This is a genomic window from Sphingomonas sp. NFR04 (genome assembly GCF_900114095.1).
GTDB lineage: Bacteria > Pseudomonadota > Alphaproteobacteria > Sphingomonadales > Sphingomonadaceae > Sphingomonas.
Window position 1 is genome coordinate 222,156 of sequence record NZ_FORV01000006.1, and the last position, 22,017, is coordinate 244,172.

General features: G+C 67.9%; 19 protein-coding genes. 12 read left to right on the top strand and 7 right to left on the bottom strand.

Going from position 1 to position 22,017, the window contains the following annotated elements:
- Window positions 1-42: 42 nt before the first annotated feature.
- From thiL to hisG, 4 genes are all read right to left on the bottom strand, one after another.
- The gene (gene thiL / locus BM009_RS17455; RefSeq protein ID WP_093298222.1) at window positions 43-942 is read right to left on the bottom strand and encodes a thiamine-phosphate kinase; all 900 of its coding nucleotides are present in this window, start codon (window positions 940-942) and stop codon (window positions 43-45) included.
- A gap of 235 nt (window positions 943-1,177) precedes the next feature.
- Entirely contained in the window at window positions 1,178-1,639 is a 462-nt protein-coding gene (gene nusB, locus BM009_RS17460) for a transcription antitermination factor NusB (RefSeq protein ID WP_093298134.1), read from the bottom strand.
- Window positions 1,640-1,651: 12 nt separating this feature from the next.
- Complete coding sequence (hisD, locus tag BM009_RS17465; RefSeq protein WP_093298135.1) at window positions 1,652-2,938, bottom strand: histidinol dehydrogenase; 1,287 nt, start codon at window positions 2,936-2,938, stop codon at window positions 1,652-1,654.
- Window positions 2,935-3,696: an ATP phosphoribosyltransferase gene (gene hisG / locus BM009_RS17470; RefSeq protein ID WP_254772341.1), complete on the bottom strand. Its 762-nt coding sequence runs from the start codon at window positions 3,694-3,696 to the stop codon at window positions 2,935-2,937. Before hisG ends, hisD begins: the two co-directional genes overlap by 4 nt.
- Window positions 3,697-3,757: 61 nt before the next feature.
- Between hisG and BM009_RS17475 the strand changes: the two genes are divergently transcribed.
- Window positions 3,758-4,840, top strand: a complete 1,083-nt coding sequence (locus BM009_RS17475) for a DUF2332 domain-containing protein (RefSeq protein WP_093298224.1) — start codon at window positions 3,758-3,760, stop codon at window positions 4,838-4,840.
- A 237-nt stretch (window positions 4,841-5,077) separates the two neighbouring features.
- Window positions 5,078-7,882 carry a TonB-dependent receptor gene (locus tag BM009_RS17480; RefSeq protein WP_254772342.1) on the top strand — a complete coding sequence of 935 codons (2,805 nt, stop codon included), beginning with the start codon at window positions 5,078-5,080 and terminating at the stop codon, window positions 7,880-7,882.
- 54 nt (window positions 7,883-7,936) lie between these two features.
- Here BM009_RS17480 and BM009_RS17485 read toward each other — a convergent pair whose 3' ends face one another.
- Window positions 7,937-8,836 carry an alpha/beta fold hydrolase gene (locus BM009_RS17485; protein ID WP_093298139.1) on the bottom strand — a complete coding sequence of 300 codons (900 nt, stop codon included), beginning with the start codon at window positions 8,834-8,836 and terminating at the stop codon, window positions 7,937-7,939.
- A 100-nt stretch (window positions 8,837-8,936) separates the two neighbouring features.
- Window positions 8,937-9,836, bottom strand: a complete 900-nt coding sequence (locus BM009_RS17490; protein ID WP_093298140.1) for a pirin family protein — start codon at window positions 9,834-9,836, stop codon at window positions 8,937-8,939.
- Between the two features lie 192 nt (window positions 9,837-10,028).
- Between BM009_RS17490 and BM009_RS17495 the strand changes: the two genes are divergently transcribed.
- From BM009_RS17495 to BM009_RS17525, 7 genes are all read left to right on the top strand, one after another.
- Entirely contained in the window at window positions 10,029-10,673 is a 645-nt protein-coding gene (locus BM009_RS17495) for a PepSY-associated TM helix domain-containing protein (RefSeq protein ID WP_093298141.1), read from the top strand.
- A 10-nt stretch (window positions 10,674-10,683) separates the two neighbouring features.
- On the top strand, window positions 10,684-11,208 hold the full coding sequence (locus BM009_RS17500) for a DUF2271 domain-containing protein (protein WP_093298143.1): 525 nt from the start codon (window positions 10,684-10,686) through the stop codon (window positions 11,206-11,208).
- 19 nt (window positions 11,209-11,227) lie between these two features.
- The gene (locus BM009_RS17505; RefSeq protein ID WP_093298144.1) at window positions 11,228-12,121 is read left to right on the top strand and encodes a DUF4198 domain-containing protein; all 894 of its coding nucleotides are present in this window, start codon (window positions 11,228-11,230) and stop codon (window positions 12,119-12,121) included.
- 98 nt (window positions 12,122-12,219) lie between these two features.
- The gene (locus tag BM009_RS17510) at window positions 12,220-13,113 is read left to right on the top strand and encodes an FAD:protein FMN transferase (protein WP_093298146.1); all 894 of its coding nucleotides are present in this window, start codon (window positions 12,220-12,222) and stop codon (window positions 13,111-13,113) included.
- A 368-nt stretch (window positions 13,114-13,481) separates the two neighbouring features.
- Window positions 13,482-14,360: a prohibitin family protein gene (locus BM009_RS17515; protein WP_175488096.1), complete on the top strand. Its 879-nt coding sequence runs from the start codon at window positions 13,482-13,484 to the stop codon at window positions 14,358-14,360.
- Between the two features lie 249 nt (window positions 14,361-14,609).
- Entirely contained in the window at window positions 14,610-16,439 is a 1,830-nt protein-coding gene (gene cobT / locus BM009_RS17520; protein ID WP_093298147.1) for a cobaltochelatase subunit CobT, read from the top strand.
- 4 nt (window positions 16,440-16,443) lie between these two features.
- The gene (locus tag BM009_RS17525; RefSeq protein ID WP_175488097.1) at window positions 16,444-16,698 is read left to right on the top strand and encodes a ribbon-helix-helix domain-containing protein; all 255 of its coding nucleotides are present in this window, start codon (window positions 16,444-16,446) and stop codon (window positions 16,696-16,698) included.
- Window positions 16,699-16,841: 143 nt separating this feature from the next.
- Here the strand turns inward: BM009_RS17525 and BM009_RS17530 are convergent, their stop codons facing one another.
- The gene (locus BM009_RS17530) at window positions 16,842-17,798 is read right to left on the bottom strand and encodes an alpha/beta hydrolase (protein ID WP_093298148.1); all 957 of its coding nucleotides are present in this window, start codon (window positions 17,796-17,798) and stop codon (window positions 16,842-16,844) included.
- A 339-nt stretch (window positions 17,799-18,137) separates the two neighbouring features.
- Between BM009_RS17530 and BM009_RS17535 the strand changes: the two genes are divergently transcribed.
- The 3 genes from BM009_RS17535 (at window position 18,138) to BM009_RS17545 (ending at window position 21,967) form a co-directional block, all read left to right on the top strand.
- Complete coding sequence (locus tag BM009_RS17535; RefSeq protein WP_093298150.1) at window positions 18,138-20,534, top strand: TonB-dependent receptor; 2,397 nt, start codon at window positions 18,138-18,140, stop codon at window positions 20,532-20,534.
- 142 nt (window positions 20,535-20,676) lie between these two features.
- On the top strand, window positions 20,677-21,360 hold the full coding sequence (locus BM009_RS17540) for a Fe2+-dependent dioxygenase (protein WP_093298151.1): 684 nt from the start codon (window positions 20,677-20,679) through the stop codon (window positions 21,358-21,360).
- Between the two features lie 55 nt (window positions 21,361-21,415).
- A complete protein-coding gene (locus BM009_RS17545) occupies window positions 21,416-21,967 on the top strand; it encodes a putative antibiotic biosynthesis monooxygenase (protein WP_093298153.1) in 552 nt (183 codons plus the stop codon).
- The last annotated feature ends 50 nt before the right edge of the window (window positions 21,968-22,017 follow it).

The window sequence follows — 22,017 nt, forward strand, 5'->3', positions numbered from 1 at the left end:
TTGCCCCTATCCTCCCCCTGGCGGGGGAGGATACGCTTTAGGTCACCCGCCGTGTTCGAAGCCTAGCCGCCCGGGCAGCGCGAGCGGCGTGCCTGCATCGTGGAGCGTCAGGCCTTCGCCTTCACTGAACGCGCCGAGGCAGGTCGCCGCCAGCGGGAGCGGACCCTGCGGCGCGGCGAACAGCAGCTCATAATCGTCGCCTGCGGTCGCCGCGGCGAGGCGCGCGTCGCGATCTCCGCCGCGCACCGCCTGATAGTCCGCCGACAGCGGCACGGCGGCGAGGTCGATCGTCACCGCCAGCCCGCTCGCCTCGGCCATGCGTGCGGCATCGATCAGCAGTCCGTCGGACACGTCCATCATCGCGTGGACGCCCGGGGCGAGCGCCTGTCCTTCTTCCAGCCGCGGCGTCGGACGACGATAGCGCGCGAGCAGCGTCGCCGGGCCCTCGCCCGCCATCGCCACTGCGAGCCCGGCCCCGCCATCGCCGATCGTTCCGGTCACGTAGAGCAGGTCGCCGGCCTGCGCGCCGCTTCGCGCCGGCGCATGGGTCGAGCGCCCGAGCGCCGTCAGCGACAGCGTTCGCGGCACGCCTGCAGGCGCCTTCACCGTGTCCCCGCCGATCAGCGGGCAGGCAAAGGCCGCCAACGCTGCGTCCAGCCCTGCCAGGAACGACGAATCCCAAGCGTCGTCGCCCGCAAGCGGATAGCCGAGCAGCACGCCCTCCGGCACCGCGCCCTTGGCGGCGAGATCGGACAGGTTCACCGCCACCAGCTTCCAGGCGACGTCCTCCGCGGGATCGTCGGGCAGATAATGGACCCCCTCCACCAGCACGTCATGGGTGAGGACGAGATCGCCGAGCACGGCCGCATCGTCGCGCAGCCCGCGCGCGCCGGCATGGAGCGGCAGGTGGCGCAGGTAAGCGAGGAACGCGGCTTCGTTCATCGGCATGCCAATCCTCCCCCAGCATGGCTGGGGGAGGGGGACCGCGCTGCGCAGCAGCGTGGTGGAGGGGCCGCGCCATATGGCGCGGACGTTGCCCGGAGCGCGGGCAGCCGCGGCGTGCCGCCGCGGCCCCTCCACCACGCGCCTTCGGCGCGCGGTCCCCCTCCCCTGCGGCGCAGGGGAGGATTGGTGCTATCCACGGTGCCGCCCGCCCGGCACGGGGCAGGCGGGCGCGTCAACGGCGTGCGTCCTTGGCGATCGCGTCGAGGATGCCGTTCACGAACCCCTTTTCGCGGCGATCGTAAAAGGCGTCGGTCACATCCAGATATTCGCTGATCACCGCCGCGGTCGGCACGTCGGGGCGGGCGAGCAGTTCGTAGGTGCCGGCGCGCAGGATCTGGCGCATCGGCTTGTCGAGCCGCTCCAGCGTCCAGCCGGTGCTCAGCTTGCCTGCGATGATGCCGTCGATCTCCTCGCGGCGCGCATCGGCGCCGCTGACGATGTCGTCGAAAAAGGCGATGTCCGCTTCGGCATATTCGACGTCCTCGATGATCGCGCCGAGCCGGTGCTGGTGGAACTCGTGCAGCAGCGCGGGGATCGAGGTGCCCTCCATCTCGCGCTGGTAGAGCGCCTGGACGGCGGCGAGGCGCGCGGCGGCGCGGGCCTTGGAACGGGACTTTGCTTGCGGACTGGCCATAATCTCAATCTATCACTTTAAACGGATCGCGACCGACTTTGCGTGCGCAGGCAGGCCTTCGGCTTCTGCGAGCGCCACGGCGGCGGGGCCGATCGCGGCGAGCCCGGACGGATCCAGGCTCAGGAACGAGGTACGCTTCATGAAATCGAGCACCGACAGGCCCGACGCGAAGCGCGCGCGCCGCCCGGTGGGCAGCACATGGTTGGGGCCAGCGACATAGTCGCCGACGGCTTCCGGCGTGAACCGGCCTAGGAAGACGGAGCCCGCATGGCGGACCATGTAGAACAGCGCCTCGGCATCGTCGCAGGCGAGTTCGAGATGCTCGGGGGCGAGGCGATCGACCAGCGGCATCGCGGTGGGCAGGTCGGGCACCAGGATGATCGCGCCGTTCGCGTCCCAGCTGGTGCGCGCGGTGGCACCGGTGGCGAGCGTGGCGATCTGCGCGTCGACAGCCGCGGCGACCTTGTCGGCGAAGCCGGCGTCGTCGGTGAACAGGATCGACTGGCTGGTGGGATCGTGCTCGGCCTGGCTGAGCAGGTCGGCGGCGATCCACTCGGGATCGTTCTTGCCATCCGCCACCACCACGATCTCCGAAGGACCCGCGACCATGTCGATGCCGACCACGCCGTAGAGCTGGCGCTTGGCCTCGGCCACCCAGGCATTGCCCGGGCCAGTGACGACGTCGACCGGCGCAATCGTCTCGGTGCCATAGGCGAGCGCGGCCACCGCCTGCGCACCGCCGACGCGGTACAGCTCATCGACGCCCGCGACATGCGCGGCGGCGAGGACCAGCGGGTTCACTTCGCCGTTCGGCGTCGGGGTGACCATCACGAGGCGGCGCACGCCTGCCGCCTTGGCGGGGATGGCGTTCATCAGCACCGAGCTGGGATAGGCGGCGCGGCCACCGGGCACGTACACGCCCGCCGCATCGACCGGCGTCCAGCGCGCGCCGAGGCGGATGCCCTGCGCGTCGGTCTCGTCGCGGTCCTCGGGCCGCTGCTTGGAATGGTAGACCGCGATCCGCTCGGCAGCCAGCTCCAGCGCGTCGCGCAGCTCCGGGGTGAGCCCCTCATAGGCGACGAGGCAGTCGGCGCGGTCGATCGTCCAGCCGGAGCGGTCGAGGTCGTGCTTGTCGAACAGGCGCGTCAGGTCGCGCAGCGCGACATCGCCTTCGTCGCGGACGCGCTTGATGATGTGGGTGACATTGCGCGCGACATCGTCGTCCGCCTCGCGGCGGGCGTTCACCAGCGCGGTGAATGCCTCGGCAAAATCGGGCGCGCTCGAGTCCAGGCGAATCATAAGCCCCTCCCCTTCAGGGGAGGGGTTGGGGTGGGGGACTTCGCCCCCAGCACCGGATTCGCTCCCAGGTCAGGCCCCACCCCCAACCCCTCCCCTGAAGGGGAGGGGCTTTGGATTGCCTTTCTAAATCCATCCACCAGCGGCACGACTTCGCTGGCGCGCGTCTTGAACGCGGCGCGGTTGACGATCAAGCGGCTGGTCACCTCGGCGATCACTTCCACCTCGACCAGACCGTTTTCCTGGAGCGTGCGGCCCGAGGAGACGAGATCGACGATGCGCGGGGCAAGGCCCAGTACCGGCGCCAGCTCCATCGCGCCGTTGAGCTTTACGCATTCGGCCTGCACGCCGCGCGACTCGAAATGGGCACGGGTGATGTGGGGGTATTTGGTCGCGACGCGGACATGGCTCCAGCCGCGCGGATCGTCCTGCGCGGCGAGCGCCACGGGTTCTGCGACCGAGATGCGGCAATGGCCGATGCCGAGGTCCACCGGCGCGTAGAGCTCCGAATAGTCGAACTCGGCCAGCACGTCCGACCCGACGATGCCCAGATGCGCGGCACCATGCGCGACGAAGGTCGCGACGTCGAAGGCGCGCACGCGGATCAGGTCGATCGCGGGGTTGTTGGTCGCGAAGCGCAGCGCGCGCGAATTCTTATCGGAAAAGGCCGCTTCGGGCACGATGCCGACCGCCGCCAGCAAGGGCAGCGCCTCTTCGAGAATCCGGCCTTTCGGCACGGCAAGGATCAACGGCTCGGTCATGGGTGCGGGGGCTTTACTTGGGGGGCGCCATGGGCGCAACAGGCGCCAAAGGGAGATGCGCATGGCAAGCGAAGCCGAGAACCGCAAGAGTTTTGCCGTGCAGGCGGGATATTGCGCGGCGATGGATGCGCCGATCACCGGGCGCATCTGTACCGCGCTGGGGCAGGGAATCACCCGCGCCAGCGAAACCGGGCGGCGGGTGCTCGACTGGCCGGGCGAGCCGGTGGCAGATGCGCTGGTGCTGCGGCTGGTCGGCGGGCTGCATGCGCTCCACCGGCGCGGCGTGCCCGAGCTGCGGCGCATCTTCACCGGCGAGGAGACCGATCTCGGCCGGATCGGCGCGGCGCTCGACGCGGTGCTCTCGGCCTATGACCTGCCGCTGATGCCGTGGCTGTACGGCCCGCCCCAGACCAACGAAGCGGCGCGCTCGAACGGGCTGATGACCGGGCTACTCCACCTGGCGGCGCGCTACGGCCCGCGTTTCGAGCTGCTCGAGATCGGATCGAGCGCCGGGCTGAACCTGATGCTCGGCCGCTACCGCTTCGATCTGGGTGGCGTGACGGTCGGGCCGGCCGAGTCGTCGCTGGTGCTGCAACCCGAATGGCGGGGCAGTCCGCCGCCCGCGGCAGCGGTGGAGATTGTCGCCGCGCGCGGGGTCGATATCGCCCCGCTCGACCTTACCGACGCGCGCGATGCCGATCGGCTCCAGGCCTATGTCTGGGTCGATGCGGTCGAGCGGCAGGCGCGGCTGGACACTGCGATCGCAATGCTGCGTGCCGATCCGGTGCAGCTGGAGCGCGGCGACGCCGCCGAATGGCTCGAAGCGCGGCTCGCCGAGCCGCAGCCGGCGGGTGTGACGCGGGTGCTGCTGCATTCGGTCGTCTGGCAATATCTGCGGCCCGAGGCGCAGGCGCGGATATCCGCGATGATGGACAAGGCAGGTGCCGCCGCGACGCCCGAGCGCCCGCTCGGCTGGGTGATGATGGAGCCCAATCGCGACCTCGCGGCGCAAGAGGTGCGCGTGCGCGGCTGGCCGGGCGATACGCCGATGGAGCTGGTCGCGCGGAGCCATGCCCACGGCGCCTGGGTGGAGGGACTGGCGCCGCCCTACGACACCAAGCCCTATGTGATGCGCACCGCCTGACGGAGGCGCAAACCGTCCCTTTCGCCCCCCGTTGCATGCCTGCGCCGCCGGTGCGGTCGCAACTGCTTGCGGCTGCACGCCTTTCGTCGCTGCAAGGGAAATTTCATCCCCGCATCATTGACAGCTTTCCCATTTTGTCAGCCTTAAAAGGCCGAGACCGCGCCTGCCGCGGTGGTCTGTGTCCGCCGCAGCGACCGGGAAAGCCGGCGCCGGAGGACGTCAAAAGGGGAGGACGACGTGACTCGCAAACCGATTCTGTTGATGGGCGTGGCCCTGATCGCGCTCGCCGGCGCCGCACCGGCTTGGGCACAATCCGACGCAAGTGCTGGCGAAACGCCGCAAACGCCGAGCGCGCAGAGCAGTGCGACCGAAGAGGAGATCCTCGTCACCGGCATCCGCGCCAGCCTCGCCTCGGCGCGCGAGTTCAAGCGCAACTCGGACTCGATCCTCGATGCCATCGTCGCCGAGGACATCGGCAAGTTGCCGGACAATAATGCCGCGGAGAGTCTCGCGCGCCTGCCGGGCGTGCAGGTCGGCCGCTATGCCGACGAGGCCTCGGGCATCCTGATCCGCGGCCTGCCGGACGTCGGCACGTCGTTCAACGGACGCGAGATCTTCACCGCCGAGAACCGCACCGTGGCGGTGCAGGACTTCCCGGCGGGCGCGCTCGCGGCGCTGGAAGTGTACAAGTCGGCCACCGCCGATCTGATCGAGCCGGGCCTGGCCGGGCTGGTCAACGTCCGCTCGCGCCGCCCGTTCGACTTCAAGGGGCTGGAGATCGCCGGGGCGATCCGCGCCTCGTACAACGACCAGTCGAAGAAGACGAACCCCAACGGCAATCTGCTGATCAGCGATCGCTGGAACACGCCGATCGGCGAGATGGGTGCGCTGATCAACGTCGCGTACAACCGCTTCTATTACAACAACGCGATCCGCTACACCAACGGCGGGGTCGATCCGGTGGCGAACAGCAAGGCGACGCTGCCCGCGGGCGAGGCGGCGGACTTCCGCCTGCCGTACAGCGTCGGCCTCTATTATCCGCGCGGGCTGCGCGAACGGCCCTCGGTCAACGGCTCGCTCCAGTGGAAGCCGGCGCACAATCTCGAAATCTATGCCGACGGCCTGTGGCAGGCGTTCCGCAACCAGGGCTCGACCGAGAGCTTCGACGTGTCGCTGCTGCGCGCGGCGCCGAAGAATGCAGACGGCGTCGAGGTGCCGCCGAACCTGTTCAACATCGTTCGCGTCCCCGGCGAGCCCAACAAGCTGGTCAGCGTCAGCAAGACCGGCGGCTATCCGGCGGAGATGTTCCGATCCACCACCCGCGATTTCACCAACACCTACCAGGCTGCCGCCGGCTTCATCTGGAACACCGGCCGCGCGGTGATCTCGAGCGACTTCGCCTACACCTTCTCCGAATATGGTGCGAACGAGCGCAGCCTCGATGCGCAGACCACCGGATCGCCCCCGGTCAACGTGATCTTCGAGAAGAACAAATCGTCGTGGTTCGATCTCGGCAACTACGACATGACCAACCCCGCCAATTATGCGTGGCGCGGCTATTATGAGCGCGAATATTACGTCACCGGCGCGGGCATCCAGTGGCGCGGCGATGTCGCGCTGGATACCGAGATCGGCTGGCTGCCGAAGATCAAGTTCGGCCTGCGCGCCACGGATCGCGATGCCAAGAAGCGCCAGGGCAATCGCTATGCCAACACCTCCACGCTGGGCATCGCGCTCGCCAGCCTGCCGACGGGCAATCTGGAGCAGGTGCAGGATGGCTTCCGCGGCGACGGCCCGCCGTTCCGCAACTGGCTGATGCCGTCCTACGACGCGATCCAGAGCAATGCCGATGCGCTGCGCCAGCTCTCCTACGCGTCGCTCCAGAAGATCGTCGCCGCCAATCCCAACGACCAGGGATATAAGGACGCGCTGGCGCAGTTCAGCACCCAGGCCATCCCGATGGATCCCTATGGCGGCTTCTATGCCAAGGAATCGAGCTACGCCGCCTATGCCTCGGCCGGCTATGCGTTCGACGTGGGCATCCCGATCGACGGCACCGTCGGCGTCCGGATCGTCAATACCGATGGCCGCTATGTCGGCACGTCGCGGGTGGTGGCGACCGACGGCACCGTCTCGGCGGTGACCGATACCAACCGGCAGAATTATGTCGACGTGCTGCCGAGCTTCGGGCTGCGGGCGAAGCTGGCGCAGGGGCTGCAGGCGCGCCTGGGCTTCACCATGACGCGCACCCGGCCCGGCTTCGGCCAGCTCAACCCGGCGTTCAGCCTGACCCGCAATACCGATACCAGCTCCGGCGGCAACAATTCGCGCTATGCGTTCTTCGGTTCGGGCGGCAACCCCGAGCTCGAGCCGCTGACGTCGAAGAACTACGACGCCACGATCGAATATTATTTCGGTCGCAACGGCGCGGTGAGCGGCGCGGTTTTCTACCGCGATCTCAAGGGGTTCATCAACAACTACACCCGCGACGTCAACGATCCGGTCTATGGCCTGATCCAGATCAGCCGTCCGGAAAATGCCGGCACCGGCAAGATCAAGGGCTTCGAGCTGTCGGCGCAGAGCTTCTTCGACTTCCTGCCGGGCTGGCTGAGCGGGTTCGGCACACAGGCCAACCTCACCTATGTCGACGCCAAGAACCAGCTGCCGGCGGCGCTGGGGACGGCCCAGCCGATGGTGCCGCTCACCGGCCTGTCGAAATGGTCGTACAACCTCAGCGGCTTCTACGAGCGCGACAAGATCTCGCTACGCCTGTCGTATAATTACCGTAGCTCGTACATCGACTTCTACAGCCGAAACTCGAACGATCAGCAATATACGGGTCAGAGCGTGCGGCCGATCTCGCGCCTGGACTTCTCGGCCTCGTACACGCCGTTCGAGAATATCACGCTGACGGCGGAGGTGAACAACATCCTCGCGCAGCCGTTCAGCAACTATCGCTACTTCAACGAAACGCAATATTATCCGATCGATACACGCTACGAGGGGCGCTACTACAGCGCCGGCGTGCGCTTCCGCTTCTGAGACCCGGACTTCCGGTTCCTTCCCCCTGCGCCCGGCTTCGGCCGGGCGATTTTTTTAGAGCGGTCGGGCGGCGAGCCATTCGAGCAGCGCGGCGGTCACCTCCTCGGGTTTTTCCCAGGGCGCGAAATGGCCGCCGTCGCGGATCTGCACGACGCGATAGTCGGGGATCAGCGTCTCCAGCCCGTCGAGCAGGCACGGCAGCAGCCCGCGATCGCGCATGCCCCAGATCACCAGGGTCGGCTGGGGCTGGAGCGGGAAGGGGCCGTCGATCCAGCTCGGCCGCGGGGGATCCTCGTCCATCGCCGGCACCACGATCTGGGTCGCGCGATACCAGTTGAGCATCGCGGTGAGCGCGCCGGGCTGGCTCCATTGCTCGAGATAGATTGCCCGCTCCTCGGGCGGCACCGTTACCTGGAGATGTTCGCCGAACAGCGACAGCAGGAACTGCTCGAGCCCCGTCTTGTCCGGCGCGCGATCGAGCTCGGTCTCGCGGAAGAAGCGGATATATTGGCTGGCGCGGCGCTGGCCGGGATCGTCGAACAGCTTGCGCTGGAAGACCTGGGGGTGCGGCGCGTTGATGATCACCAGCCGGGCGACCCGCTTGGGTTCGCGCAGCGCCGCCATCCAGGCGATCGCGCCGCCCCAGTCATGCCCTACCAGCGTGAAACGGTCGACGCCCAGCGAATCGGCGAGCGCGAACACGTCGGCGGCGATCCTGTCCGCTGCATAGGCTTCGACACCCTCGGGCTTGGACGAGCCGGCATAGCCGCGCTGGTCCGGCGCGATCACGAAATAGCGGTCGGCGAGCGCCGGAATCTGGTGCCGCCAGGTGCGGTGCGATTCCGGGAAGCCATGGAGCAGGATCACGGGCGGGTTGGCAGGATCTCCCGCGAGCGCGACGTTGAGCGTCACGCCCGTCGCTAGCGGCAGGCTAGTCTGTCGAATTGCAGTCACACGGCTCTCCCTGTTCCTGTCCGGCACCGCCTCCGTGCCGTCCAGTCTCTGCCCTGGCTCTAGATGCGCCGGTTGGGCGAAAGCCGCAAGTAAAGGAAAACTAGGGGTAACTTACCGTCTTAGGAACCTCGGGGATGGGGATGAATTCCTTGTCGTCATTCGGCACCTTGGGGAAGGCGCCGGCCTTCCAGTCTTCCTTCGCCTGGTTGATCCGATCGCGGTTCGAGCTGACGAAATTCCACCAGACATGGCGCGGCGTCTTGAACGCCTCGCCGCCGCAGAACATCACCCGCGCACCGCGTTCGGAGCGCAGCGTCGCGCGGATGCCGGGGCGGAGCAGATAGAGCGTCATCGGCAGCAGCGGCATGCCGTCGAGGCTGGCGTCGCCCATCGCGACATAGAGTGCGCGCTCGTCCGCCACCGCGTCGATGGGGATGCTCGCGCCGCCGTCGAGGACGATATCGCCATAGATGGTCTGGGCATAGGTGGTGGTCGGCGCGGCGGCGCCCCACAGCTCCCCCATGATCACCCGGGCGCGGGCGCCATGCGCCTCGATGACCGGCAGATCGGCGGCGGCGACATGCTCGAAGGCGGGGTCCATTTCCTCCACCGCTTCGGGCAGCGCGAGCCAGGTCTGGATACCGGAGAGCTCGGGGCCTTTCTCGCGCTCGGCCGAGGGCGAGCGTTCCGAATGGACGATGCCGTGGCCGGCGGTCATCAGGTTCACCGCGCCCGGCTCGATCGTGGCGTAGGTGCCGAGCGAGTCGCGATGGTCGAGCGCGCCTGCGAACAGATAGGTGACGGTGCTGAGGTTGATGTGCGGGTGCGGGCGCACGTCGATGCCGGTGCCGACGTCGAGGATCGCCGGGCCCATCTGGTCGAAGAAGATGAATGGCCCCACCATGGTGCGCGGCCGCGAGGGGAGGGTGCGATGCACCTTGAAGCCGCCCAGGTCGTGCGTGGTCGGCTCGATCGTCTGGATCACCAGGTCGTCGCGCATCGTTGGTCTCCGTGTTTGCTGATGCCGGGATAGCCGCTCAGGCCCGGCACGCCCAGACAAACCAGCGGATAGGATCGGGAACACAGTGTTTCCGATGTGGCCGGTACAGCTTGTTACAACTCGATCGTTGTAAATGCGAATCGTTCGCGTTATCGCATCGGTCCGACCCTAGCCGAGATTCCCGACAACCCGATGCACGCCCCGTCTCCTCCCGTCGCGCCGCGCAAGCGCAGCCGCAAGAGCTTCTGGCTCAAGCAGCTCCATACCTGGCACTGGATGAGCTCGGCGATCAGCCTCATCGGGCTGCTGCTGTTCGCGGTCACCGGCTTCACGCTCAATCATGCGGCGGACATCGAAGGTGCGCCCAGGACGGTGGATCGCGCCGCGCAGCTGCCGCCCGCGCTGCTGCCGCTGGTCAAGCCCGACGACAAGCCCGATGCCAAGCAGAAGCTGCCCGCGCCGGTCGCGGGCTGGCTGCGCAACAATCTGAAGACGCCGGCGGAGGGCATCGCCGAATGGTCGGCCGACGAGATCTACCTCGCCCAGCCCCGCCCCGGCGGCGACGGCTGGATCGCGATCGAGCGCGAGACCGGCAAGGTGACGAGCGAGACCAGTTCGCGCGGCTGGATCGCCTATCTCAACGATCTCCATAAGGGCCGCAATGCCGGCACCGCGTGGAAATGGTTCATCGACGTTTTCGCCTTCGCATGCCTGGTGTTCACGCTCACCGGGCTGGTGCTGCTGTGGATGCATTCCAAGCATCGCAAGAGCACCTGGCCGCTGGTCGCCGCTGGCCTCGCCGTTCCTGCGCTGATCGCGCTGTTCCTGGTTCACTAAAGGGGGTTTCATGCAGTTTCGCCTGACCGGACTCACCACCGCCGCGCTCGGCGCCGGCGCCCTGCTGCCGAACGCGGCGGCGGCGCAGACGATGGACCTGTCGATCGAGTTGCCGCGCATCCGTGTGGCCGAATATCACAAGCCCTATGTCGCGGTGTGGCTGGAGAAGGAGGGGCAGGCGCCCCGTACGCTCTCCGTCTGGTACGATGTCGACAAGCGCGGCGGCGAGGGCACCAAGTGGCTGCACGAGGTGCGCCAATGGTGGCGCGCCTCGGGCCGCACGATGAGCTTCCCCGCCGACGGCATCAGCGGCGCCACCCGCGCGCCGGGGGTGCAGAAACAGCGCCTCGTCGCCGGCAAGGGCGGCATGCCCGCGCTCACGCCGGGCCAGTATACGCTGGTGGTGGAAGCCGCGCGCGAAGTCGGCGGGCGTGAAGTCGTGCGCCTGCCCTTCGCCTGGAACGGCAGCAGCGCCACCGCCACTGCCAAGGGTGCCAGCGAGCTCGGCGCCGTTTCGTTCACGCTCAAGCGCTAAACTGGGGGGATCCAGCATCATGAAGTTCCGCAAGCCGCTCTTCGCCCTCGCCGCCGTCACCGCGCTTGCCGCGCCGGCCGCGATCGCCCACCGCATGTGGCTGTTGCCGTCGTCGACGGTGGTCTCGGGCACCGATAACTGGGTGACCGTCGACGCCGCGGTGTCGAACGACCTGTTCTATTTCGACCATCGCCCGATGGGCGCGCTCCCCACGATCACCCAGCCCGACGGCACCGAGGGCAAGGCCGAGCATCACAATGTCGGCCAGTTCCGCGCGACCTTCGACGTGCACCTCACCCAGCAGGGCACCTATCGCATCGCTGTGGTGAACCAGGGCGTGTTCGGCCGCTACACGCTCAACGGCGAGACCAAGATGCTGCCGCGCGGCACCACCAAGGCGCAGCTCGCCACCGCGATCCCGGCGGGCGCCACCGACGTGCAGACCAGCGAAATGCTCGCCCGCAACGAGATCTTCGTGACGCAGGGCGCGCCGACCAATACCGTGTTCAAGCCGACCGACGAGGGCATCGAGCTGGTGCCGGTGACCCACCCGAACGACCTTGTCGCCAATGAGCCCGCGACCTTCCAGTTCCTGCTCGACGGCAAGCCGGCCTCGGGCCTGTACGTCACCACCATCCTCGGCGGCGGCCGCTACCGCGCGGCGCCCAAGCAGATGGAGCAGCGCACCGATGCTTCGGGCAAGGTGACGATTCGCTGGCCGGAAGCGGGCATGTACTGGATCAACGTGACGCCCAATGCGCCGCGGCCCGAGGGTGAAGGCGAGGGGCCGCGTCCGCAGGCGCAGGCCGGGGCAGGGGCGCCGCGTCCCGAGGGTGGACCGCAGGGCATGCGGGGCGTTCCCTCCGGCCGCCGCGTCAGCTACACGACCACGCTGGAGGTACTGGCACCCTGATCGCCGACGCTCGTATTGCTGTTCCCGAGAGCCTGTCGCCGGCGGCGTTCCACCGGCGGCGATCGGCTGCGCCCGTCGCCACCTTTGGCGGCGCGACGATGGGCACCACCTGGCGGCTGGTCGTCGTCGACCCGCCCGAGGATATTCGCGACACCGTCGAGGCGGTGCTGGCGCGGATGATCGCCGAGTTCAGCCATTGGGAGCCGGGCTCGCGTATCGGCCGGTTCAACCGCGGGATGCTAGGCTATTGGCAGCCGCTCTCGCCCGAGGCGGTACGTGTACTCGACGCGGCGCTGTCGGTCCATGCGGCGAGCGGCGGTGCGTTCGATCCGGCTGCGGGGGTACTCGCCGACCTGTGGGGCTTCGGCCCCGCCGGCCCGCGCGACGACGTGCCCAGCGCCTATGCGATCGGCGAGGCCAAGGTCATGTCCGGCGCGCGGCACCTGGAGTTCGATTCCGAACAGCGCCGCATCCGCCGGCGCGAGGCGGTGCAGATCGACCTTTCCGGCATCGCCAAGGGCTATGCGGTGGACGCCGTGGCCGAGCGGCTGCTCGCGCTGGGCATCGAGGATTTCCTGATCGAGATCGGCGGCGAGCTGCGCGGCGAGGGGATCAAGCCCGACGGCCAGCCCTGGTGGGTCGAGCTGGAGCCGGTGCCGGACAGCACGCTTGCGCCGCTCCGCGTGGCGCTGCACGGTCTGTCGGTCGCGACCTCGGGCGACTATCGCCGCTTCTTCGAACGCGACGGGCGCCGCTACGCGCACAGCATCGATCCGCGCACCGGCTGGCCGATCGACAACCAGGTGGTCTCGGTCTCGGTGCTGCACCGCGAGGCGATGCTGGCGGATGCCTGGGCGACGGCCCTGACCGTGCTGGGGCCCGCGGGCATGGCGCTCGCCGAGCAGCAGGGGCTGGCCGCGCACATGGTGACGCGCGAGGGGCAGGCCTTTTCCGAGCGGATCTCCGCCAGTTTGCAGGCGATGCTCGGCTGAGCCGATCCCGCCGAATATCGGAAATGTGCCTTCCGGATTCGCTTGCGCACCGCAACAAAAGGCGTAGATTCGCGCCTACATTCGGTGCTGCACAAGGAGCAGGGATCAACGACGTTTTGGCTTGAGCTGTAGGATTGTGGGATTGCCGGTCTTCCCGGCATCTGTTCCGCGATTTGGCTGTTGCTGTGTCGTCCTGCCTGCGCAACCGAAGCCTTTCGGCCGCGCATCCCGCCCGACCTCCACCTGACCATCGACCAACGGTCCGATCAGTTCGGCCGCGTGCATCCGCGCGGGGGCGACATTGGGGTCGCCCCCGCCCGAACGTGGCGCGGGAGGACGCTTCTCCTCCATCTTCATGGACTTGAGAAATGGCATATCAACCGGGGAATTTCGGTGGTGGCTTCGGCATGTTCCGGCTGCTGGGGCGCAGCTGGCTGTGGATCACGATTGCGGTGGCGGCAGCCATCTTCGGCCTGAGCAGCTTCGCACGGGTCGAGCCGGGGCAGGTGGGCATCCGCGTCAACAACATCGCCGGCGGCGTCCGGCCCGAGTCGCTGCCGGTCGGCTGGTACATCGCGCTGCCCGGCACGCACATCTACCAGTATCCGGTGTTCACCCGTACCTATACCTGGACGGCGTCGCACACCGAGCAGAGCCCGATCGACGAGGCCTTCAGCTTCCAGGACAAGAACGGGCTGTCGCTGCGGGCAGACGTGGGCGTGTCCTACCATGTCGATCCGGCGCGCGCGTCGATCCTGTTCCAGCGCTACCGCACCGACATGGACGAGATCATCGCCGGGCCGCTGCGCAATGCGATCCGCAACGCGATCGTCGAGCGCGCGGCGCAGCTGGGCGTCGAAGAGATCTACGGCACCCACAAGGCCGAGCTGATCGCGACGGCCACCAAGCGGGTACAGGCCTTTTTCGCGCCGGTGGGGCTGCAGGTGGAGCAGATCTACTGGGCGGGCAACATCGTCGTGCCCGAGGCAGTGCTCAACCAGATCAACGCCAAGATCGCGAACGAGCAGCAGGCACTGGCGGCAAAGGCGAATGTCGAGACCGCCAAGGCCGATGCCGAAGCGCGTATCGCCAAGGCCGCGGGCGACGCCAAGGCGATCCAGGTCGAGGCGGAGGCGATCCGCACCAACCCGGAGATCGTCAACCTGCGCGCGGTCGAGAAATGGAACGGCCAGCTGCCCACCTATATGGGCGGCAGCGGACCGATGCCCTTCCTGGGCGTGAAGTGATGCTGAAGGGCGCCGGCAGACATGTCGGCGCCCTATCATCTTTCACCTTCTCCAAGCTTCCATCGTCATCCCCGCGGAGGCGGGGATCCATTTGCCAGTGCGTTCGCAGCAGGAGCCGCAACGGCGACCCCAATGGATCCCCGCCTTCGCGGGGATGACGAGCGGGTGGGAATGCGATGCGCACCTTCCCCCTCGGCCATTCCCCCGCGCCTTCCTTGACTTCTGTCCCGCCGGGCGCATGTGGGAGGGATGGCGCAGGACAATCCTCTCGACCGGCTTCGCGACGTGCTCGCGGGCACCGCGCGCGCGCTTTCGGGTGCCGACGAACTCGAATTCGGCTTCACCGCCGATGCGCCGTTCCAGAGCGGCAAGACGATCAAGGTGCCGATGCCGTCGCGCACCCTGCCGCCCGAACAGATCGCCGAGGCGCGCGGCTTTGCCGACAGCTTCGCGCTGCGCATGCGCCATCATGACGCGACCCTGCACGGCCGCACTGCCCCGCGCGAGCCGGTCGCGCGTGCGGTCTACGACGCGATCGAGGCCGCCCGTGTCGAGGCGCTGGGCTCGCGCGGCTATGCAGGCATCACCGACAATCTGGAGCAGGCGCTGGCGATGCGGCTGCGTTCGGACCCGATCGGCCGCGCCCGCACCCGCGACGAGGTGCCGCTGTCGACCGCGCTCGGGCTGATGGTGCGCGAGCGGCTGACCGGCCGCGAATCGCCGTCCAGCGCCGCGCTGGGGCTGGCGCTGGTGCGCGACTGGATCGAGGAGAAGGCGGGCTCCGATCTCGACGCGATGGCGATGGCGATCGACGACCAGAACGCTTTCGCGGCGCTCGCCGCCAAGCTGCTCCAGGACCTAGAGCTGACCGAAGGCGAGATGGTCCCCGACGAAGCCGATGAGAGCGGCGGCGAGGACGAGGGCCAGGAAGAGCAGCAGGAACAGGGCGAAGAGGAAGGCGAGGCCCAGCAGCAGCAGGGCGAGGGCCAGACCGAGGCGCGCGGCGAACAGCGCGAGTCAGAACAGGGCGAGGAAGGCGACCAGGACCAAGAGTCCGACGGCATGGACGATGGCGACGGCGAGCCTGGCGACGATGGCGACGAGGGCATGATGCCCGTCCGCCCCAACCGCCCGTGGAGCGACCTGCCGCCCAGCTTCGAATATCGTCCCTACACCACCCAGTTCGACGAAGTCGTCGCCGCCACCGACCTGTGCGACACCGACGAGTTGGAGCGGCTGCGCTCGTACCTCGACCAGCAGCTGGTGCATCTGCAGGGCGCGGTGACCAAGCTCGCCAACCGGCTCCAGCGGCGCCTGATGGCGCAGCAGAGCCGCAGCTGGGACTTCGACCAGGACGAGGGTCTGCTCGATGCGGCGCGGCTGGCGCGGGTGGTGGTCAACCCAATGCAGTCGCTCAGCTACAAGATCGAGCGCGACACCGAGTTCAAGGACACCGTCGTCACGCTGCTGATCGACAATTCGGGCTCGATGCGCGGTCGGCCCATCTCGATCGCGGCGATCAGCGCGGACATTCTGGCGCGTACGCTGGAGCGCGTCGGCGTGAAGACCGAAGTGCTCGGCTTCACCACCCGTGCGTGGAAGGGCGGCCAGTCGCGCGAGAAGTGGCTGGGCGAGGGGCGCATCGCGCAGCCCGGCCGGCTCAACGACCTGCGCCACATCATCTACAAGCAGGCCGACGAGCCGTGGCGCCGCGCCAAGAAGTCTCTCGGGCTGATGATGCGCGAGGGGCTGCTCAAGGAGAATATCGACGGCGAGGCGCTGCTTTGGGCGCATTCGCGGCTGATCGCCCGGCCGGAGGACCGCAAGATCCTGATGGTGATCTCGGACGGCGCGCCGGTGGACGATTCGACGCTGTCGGTGAACTCCGGCTCCTATCTGGAGCGGCACCTGCGCCAGGTGATCGGCTGGATCGAAGCGCGCTCGCCGGTGGAGCTGGCGGCGATCGGCATCGGGCACGACGTGACGCGCTATTACAGCCGCGCGGTGACGATCATGGATGCCGAGCAGCTGGCCGGCACGATGGTCGAGCAGCTGGCCGCCCTGTTCGACACCGAGTGACGCGGTGGGGCTGGAGATCACGGCCCCGCCGGGGGGCTTTCACGGGCCGGTAAAGCGCTCGATCACCATCGCCGGCCACCCGACCTCGATCAGCCTCGAGCCGATCTTCTGGGCGGCGCTGGAGGCTGCGGCGGTGAACGCCACGCTGCCGCTGAGCGCGCTGGTCGCGGCGATCGACCATGCCCGGATCAGCGCGGAGGATCCGCCGAACCTGGCGAGCGCCATCCGGACCTGGCTGATGGCGACAACGCGAAGGTAGCTTATCCTCCCCCGCCAGGGGGAGGTGGCCCGCGCAGCGGGTCGGAGGGGGAGGATGCCAGAACCTCTGGTCGTCGTGCGTCCTCCCCCTCCGTCAGGCCTGCGGCCTGCCACCTCGCCCTGGCGGGGGAGGATACGGGGAGATCAAGCCCCCGGCTTGACCCAGTCGTGCATCGTCATCCAGCGGACGAATTCGTTGAACCAGCCGGTGCTCGTGGTCTTCTTCGGGTACATGCCGAAGCCGTGGCCGCCCTGTTCGAACAGATGGAACTCCACCGGCCGCTTGGCGCCGCGCCAGCTGTCGATCAGCCCGAAGCCGGTATTGCCGAACAGCGGATCGTCGGCGGCGAGCGCGACGAACAGCGGCGGCGCATCGGCGGGGACCTGGAAGGTCGTCAGCGGGCCGTAGATCGTGCCGATAAAGGCGGGCTTGGCATCCTGCCCATCGAGCGCGGTCGCCAGCGTGAGCATCGCGCCCGCCGAGAAGCCGACCATGCCGACCTTGTCCGGCTGGACGTGCCATTCGGCCGCGCGCTTGCGCACCAGCGCGAAGGCGGCGCGGGCATCGGTCACCTGGGTCGCGATTCCCGCCATCATCGCCTTGGGATCGGCGCCGCGCGGCGGGCCGCCGCCACCGCCGGCGAAGCGTGCCTTCATCGCAGCCTCATAGGCGGCGAGATCCTGCGGCGTCTGGTTGAGCCGGTACTTCAGCACGAGGGCGGCGACGCCGTGCGCGGCGAGCGCCTTGGCGACGTCCCAGCCTTCATTCTGCATCGACAGCGAAGTGAAGCCGCCCCCGGGCGCGACGATCACCGCGGTGCCGTTCGCCTTGGCCGGGTCGGGCAGGAACGGGGTGAGCGTCGCCACCGTCACGTTGCGGGCGAACACGCTGCCGTATTGGCTGTGCCAGCTTTCGGTCGCGGTGGCGCCGGGCAGCGGGCCGGTGCCGAGCTCGATCGCGCTGGGCTGCGCCGGCGTGGCAATCACCGCCATCTTGTCGTTCTGCGCGAGCGCCGGCAGGGGCGCCGCGAGCAGCGCCGCCATGGCGAGCCCGACCCGCAGCGCAGTTGCGGGCCGACGTTTCAGCTGGTGTGAACGCATCCAATCCTCCCCATTATTTGCTTTGGCATAGTATCGGCAGCCGAGCTGCGTTTGTCCAACAATTAAATACGCCTTCTCGGCACCTCGATTCGCCATTTTCGGCAGAATAAATCCGATAAATAGGGAGAAGGCGGGCACCGAAGCCGTTCGGGTGACCCACGCCGTCGCGCTAGGTGCCGCCATTACTCGGGCTAGATGCTCCTGCGCAGGAACTCCTCCGACGGACCCCGCCCCGGATGTCGGTGCTGAACGGCGTTTATGCAACTCGCTCGCAATCGCATTGACAATGCGAATAGGTCGCAATAAGCGCCTCCGTAACGACGATTAAAGGGGAATTACGTGAATCGCACTTCTGCGACGCTGGCCAATGCGCCGGCATTCGTTGCACTCGCCTGTGTGGGCTTCCTCGTCTCGGCACCCGCCCAGGCCGACGACAAGCACGCGAAGGACGGCGCCGCCACCAGCGCCGTTGCGGACGACACCGCGCAGGATCGCGACACCATCATCGTCAACGGCCAGCCCTATTCGCCGCACCAGCAGTCGCCCAAGGCGACGCGTCCGGTCCGCGACACCCCGCAGACCATCACCATCCTCACCAACGAGGTGATCGAGCAGCAGAATCTGCTGACTTTGCGCGACATGCTGGCGACCGTTCCCGGCATCACCTTCGGTGCGGGCGAAGGCGGCGGCGGTTATGGCGACTCGATCAATCTGCGCGGCTATTCGGCCAATACCGACATCACCGTCGACGGCATCCGCGACAGCGCGCAATACACCCGCACCGATCCGTTCAACCTCGAGCAGCTCGAAGTCGTCAACGGGCCGAACTCGGTGCAGAACGGCGCGGGCTCGGTCGGCGGCTCGATCAACATGGTCACCAAGAAGCCGCAGGCGAATACCCGCATCCTCGCCTCGGGCGGCGTCGGCACCGACAATTATTACCGCGGCACGGTCGATGCCAATGTGCGCGTCAACGATCTGATCGCCTTCCGCCTCAATGCGATGAAGCACGACAACGACGTGCCCGGCCGCGATGTCGAGACGATGAAGCGCTGGGGCGTGGCGCCCGCGGTGACGATCGGCATCGACAGCCCGACCCGGCTGACCCTGCAATATCTCCACCAGGAAGACGACAACACGCCGCAATATGGCGTGCCCTATTTCTCGGTCGCGGGCGGTTCGCTGCCGGGCGTCAGCCGCGCCAGCTATTACGGCTTCCGCAACGTCGACACGCAGCAGAGCAATGTCGACCAGGCGACCGCGACCTTCGAGCATCATTTCAACGACCGGGTGACGATCCGCAACGTCACGCGCTGGCAGGATGTGACCCAGCACAGCATCGTCGATCCGCCCCAGGGCACCTGGTGCCTGGCGAACGGCCTGACGCCCACCGGCGCGCCGTGCACCGTCGCCTTCACCGGCGCGACCACCGGTACGCTCACCGTTCCGGCCGGCTATTATTATGCCTCGGGCCCACGCGGGAACACCCGCAACACCCGCAACCAGCTCGCCTATGACCAGGTCGACCTGATGGCGCGGTTCAACACCGGCTTCATCGAGCATTCGGTAACACTGGGCGCCTCGGCCAGCTGGGAGAAGTTCGCGCTCTCCGCCGGCAACGTGCTGCGCAATGCCGACGGCACCAGCCCGTTCCTCTATTACCCGCTGATCAGCATCACCAATCCGAACGCGGTGGTGGCAGGTCCGGCGGCAGCGAGCGGGATCGCGCGGACCTATGGCAGCAATGTCTATACCGGCCCGATCCACTTCATCGAAAGCGCACGGCAGACCGGCGAGCTGACCAACTATGCCGTCTATCTGTTCGACACGATGAAGCTGGGCGAGCATGTCGAGATCAACGGCGGCCTGCGCTGGGAATCCAACGACGGCAGCTACCGCGCCGACACCGTCTCCACCACGGCCGCGACGCTGGGCCAGGTGACGCCGGGCACGGTCTTCTACAACAGCGACAAGCTGTTCTCCTACCGCGCGGGCCTCGTCTACAAGCCGGTCAAGGCGATCAGCCTCTATGTCGCGTACGGCAACTCCAAGACTCCATCGAAGACCTCGGTCAACGGTTCGTGCACCGCGCTGACCTGCAACGTCGATCCGGAAACCGCGCGCAACTATGAAGTGGGCGGCAAGGCCGAAGTGTTCGGCGGGCGGCTGCTGCTCACCGCGGCCGTGTTCCGCAACGAGCGCACCAATTACAAGGTGGCTACCGGCGACCCGCTCGTCCCCGAGCAGCAGCTCGACGGCAAGTCGCGAGTCGACGGCGTGAGCCTGGGTGCCGTGGGCCAGATCACCAAGGCCTGGTCGGTCACCGCCAACTACACCTATCTCGACGGCAAGGTGCTGCGCGGCATCGCGAAGAACAGCCCGGCCGGAACGATCGACTATGCCAGGAACGCCGCGCTGCAGTACACGCCGGACCATTCTGGCAGCCTGTTCACCACCTATCGCCTGCCGTTCGGGCTGACGCTCGGCTACGGCGTTACCTATCAGGGCAAGGCGGCGCTCAACCTGCCGGCGGCGGGTGCGACCCAGGTGTTCCACAGCCCCGATTACTGGGTCCATAACGCGTTCCTCTCCTACGAGATCACCCGCGCGCTGTCGGCGCAGGTGAACGTGAAGAACGCGACCGACTCGCTCTACTACACCCGGATCCGCAACAATGGCTGGGCGACCCCGGGCGACGGCCGCTCGGCGGTGCTGAGCCTCAACTATCGCTTCTGATCGCGAAGGCCGCGACCCCTCGGCCCCTTCCGGCTTCCCTGCCGGGAGGGGCGCTTCTTTTCTCCGCCCTTGATCTGGCGCATGTCCCGCAGGGCGGCGAGCGATCACAGGACAGGACCCTTCCCCGCGCAGGAGTGTGTGCATGCTGATCCCGATCCCCGACCTGCTGTCGCCCGCCGAGCTTGCCCGCGTGCGTGCGTTGGTGGATGCGGCGGAATGGGTCGACGGCAACGTCACCTCGGGTCCGCAGGCAGCGCTCGCCAAGCGCAACGAGCAGCTGCCCGAGACGCACCCGGCGGCGCGCGAGGCGGGGGCGATCATCCTCGACGCGCTGGCACGCTCGCCCCTGTTCATCGCCGCGGCGCTGCCGCTCAAGATCTTCCCGCCCCTGTTCAACCGCTATGCCGGCGGCCAGAATTTCGGGTTGCACGTCGACAATGCCGTGCGCATCCAGCGCGGCAGCGAGTTCCGCGTGCGCTCGGACCTGTCGATGACCGTGTTCCTGGAAGATCCGCACGCCTATGACGGCGGCGAGCTGCTGATCGAGGGGCTGTTCGGTGCGCAATCGGTCAAGCTGCCGGCGGGCCATGCGATCCTCTATCCGTCGTCGAGCCTGCACCGGGTGACCCCGGTGACCAGCGGCGCCCGGGTCGCCAGCTTCTTCTGGCTGCAATCGATGGTGCGGGACGACGGCGCGCGGCGGATCCTGTTCGACCTCGACCGCTCGATCCAGGGCCTGGTCGGCGAAGTCGGGCAGGGCCATGCCGAGGTGGTGGCGCTGACGGGGGTGTACCACAATCTGCTGCGCCGCTGGGCGGACGCGTAAGGGCGGCACGTTCGGCCAGCCGGCAACGACAGGGCGGCGCGGACGTTCTCCCGCCATGCCGGCCGATCCTCCCCAAACCGCCACCGTCGTCACCAGTCGCGCGATCCGTGCCGGGCACGAGCAGGATTTCGAGCGCTGGGCGGCGGCGCTGGGCGACCTTGCCGAGGCCGCGCCGGGCTATCGCGCGGCGATCCGGCTCGGGCAGACCGCCGGCTTCCAGCACCTACTGTTCCGCTTCGACGATCGCGCAAGCGCCGAGGCATGGCATGACAGCGACGCGGTGCGCGCGCATGTCGCCGTCGCGGACGGCTGGTCCACGGCGCTCCGCCAGATCCAGACCGGCGACCGCATCGCCTTCGACCTGCCGAGCGACGCCAGCGCGAGCAAGTGGAAGCGCTTCGTCACCACCTGGCTGACGGTATTCCCGGTACTGCTGCTCGTCAGCCTCGGCGTGCGGACCGTGTTGAAGGACGTGCCGCTACCGCTCCAGCTGCTGCCCTCGTCGCTGCTGCTCACCGCGACGCTGCAATGGATCATCTTGCCCCGCCTGCAGCGCTACACCCGCTTCTGGCTGTTGCAGGACAGCTCAGGCCGCTTGCAGACCTGAGCGCTGACGCCCCCGCGGGTGCGCGTGTTTGTCCGCGCGCTGCGCTGGCG

What these genes read in the sequence shown, in the direction of transcription:
- thiL (WP_093298222.1), bottom strand. Translation starts at nt 942, where the DNA reads ATGAACGAAGCCGCGTTCCTCGCTTACCTGCGCCACCTGCCGCTCCAT.
- nusB (WP_093298134.1), bottom strand. Translation starts at nt 1,639, where the DNA reads ATGGCCAGTCCGCAAGCAAAGTCCCGTTCCAAGGCCCGCGCCGCCGCG.
- hisD (WP_093298135.1), bottom strand. Translation starts at nt 2,938, where the DNA reads ATGATTCGCCTGGACTCGAGCGCGCCCGATTTTGCCGAGGCATTCACC.
- hisG (WP_254772341.1), bottom strand. Translation starts at nt 3,696, where the DNA reads ATGACCGAGCCGTTGATCCTTGCCGTGCCGAAAGGCCGGATTCTCGAA.
- BM009_RS17475 (WP_093298224.1), top strand. Translation starts at nt 3,758, where the DNA reads ATGGCAAGCGAAGCCGAGAACCGCAAGAGTTTTGCCGTGCAGGCGGGA.
- BM009_RS17490 (WP_093298140.1), bottom strand. Translation starts at nt 9,836, where the DNA reads ATGCGCGACGACCTGGTGATCCAGACGATCGAGCCGACCACGCACGAC.
- BM009_RS17495 (WP_093298141.1), top strand. Translation starts at nt 10,029, where the DNA reads ATGCACGCCCCGTCTCCTCCCGTCGCGCCGCGCAAGCGCAGCCGCAAG.
- BM009_RS17500 (WP_093298143.1), top strand. Translation starts at nt 10,684, where the DNA reads ATGCAGTTTCGCCTGACCGGACTCACCACCGCCGCGCTCGGCGCCGGC.
- BM009_RS17505 (WP_093298144.1), top strand. Translation starts at nt 11,228, where the DNA reads ATGAAGTTCCGCAAGCCGCTCTTCGCCCTCGCCGCCGTCACCGCGCTT.
- BM009_RS17510 (WP_093298146.1), top strand. Translation starts at nt 12,220, where the DNA reads ATGGGCACCACCTGGCGGCTGGTCGTCGTCGACCCGCCCGAGGATATT.
- BM009_RS17515 (WP_175488096.1), top strand. Translation starts at nt 13,482, where the DNA reads ATGGCATATCAACCGGGGAATTTCGGTGGTGGCTTCGGCATGTTCCGG.
- cobT (WP_093298147.1), top strand. Translation starts at nt 14,610, where the DNA reads ATGGCGCAGGACAATCCTCTCGACCGGCTTCGCGACGTGCTCGCGGGC.
- BM009_RS17530 (WP_093298148.1), bottom strand. Translation starts at nt 17,798, where the DNA reads ATGCGTTCACACCAGCTGAAACGTCGGCCCGCAACTGCGCTGCGGGTC.
- BM009_RS17540 (WP_093298151.1), top strand. Translation starts at nt 20,677, where the DNA reads ATGCTGATCCCGATCCCCGACCTGCTGTCGCCCGCCGAGCTTGCCCGC.
- BM009_RS17545 (WP_093298153.1), top strand. Translation starts at nt 21,416, where the DNA reads ATGCCGGCCGATCCTCCCCAAACCGCCACCGTCGTCACCAGTCGCGCG.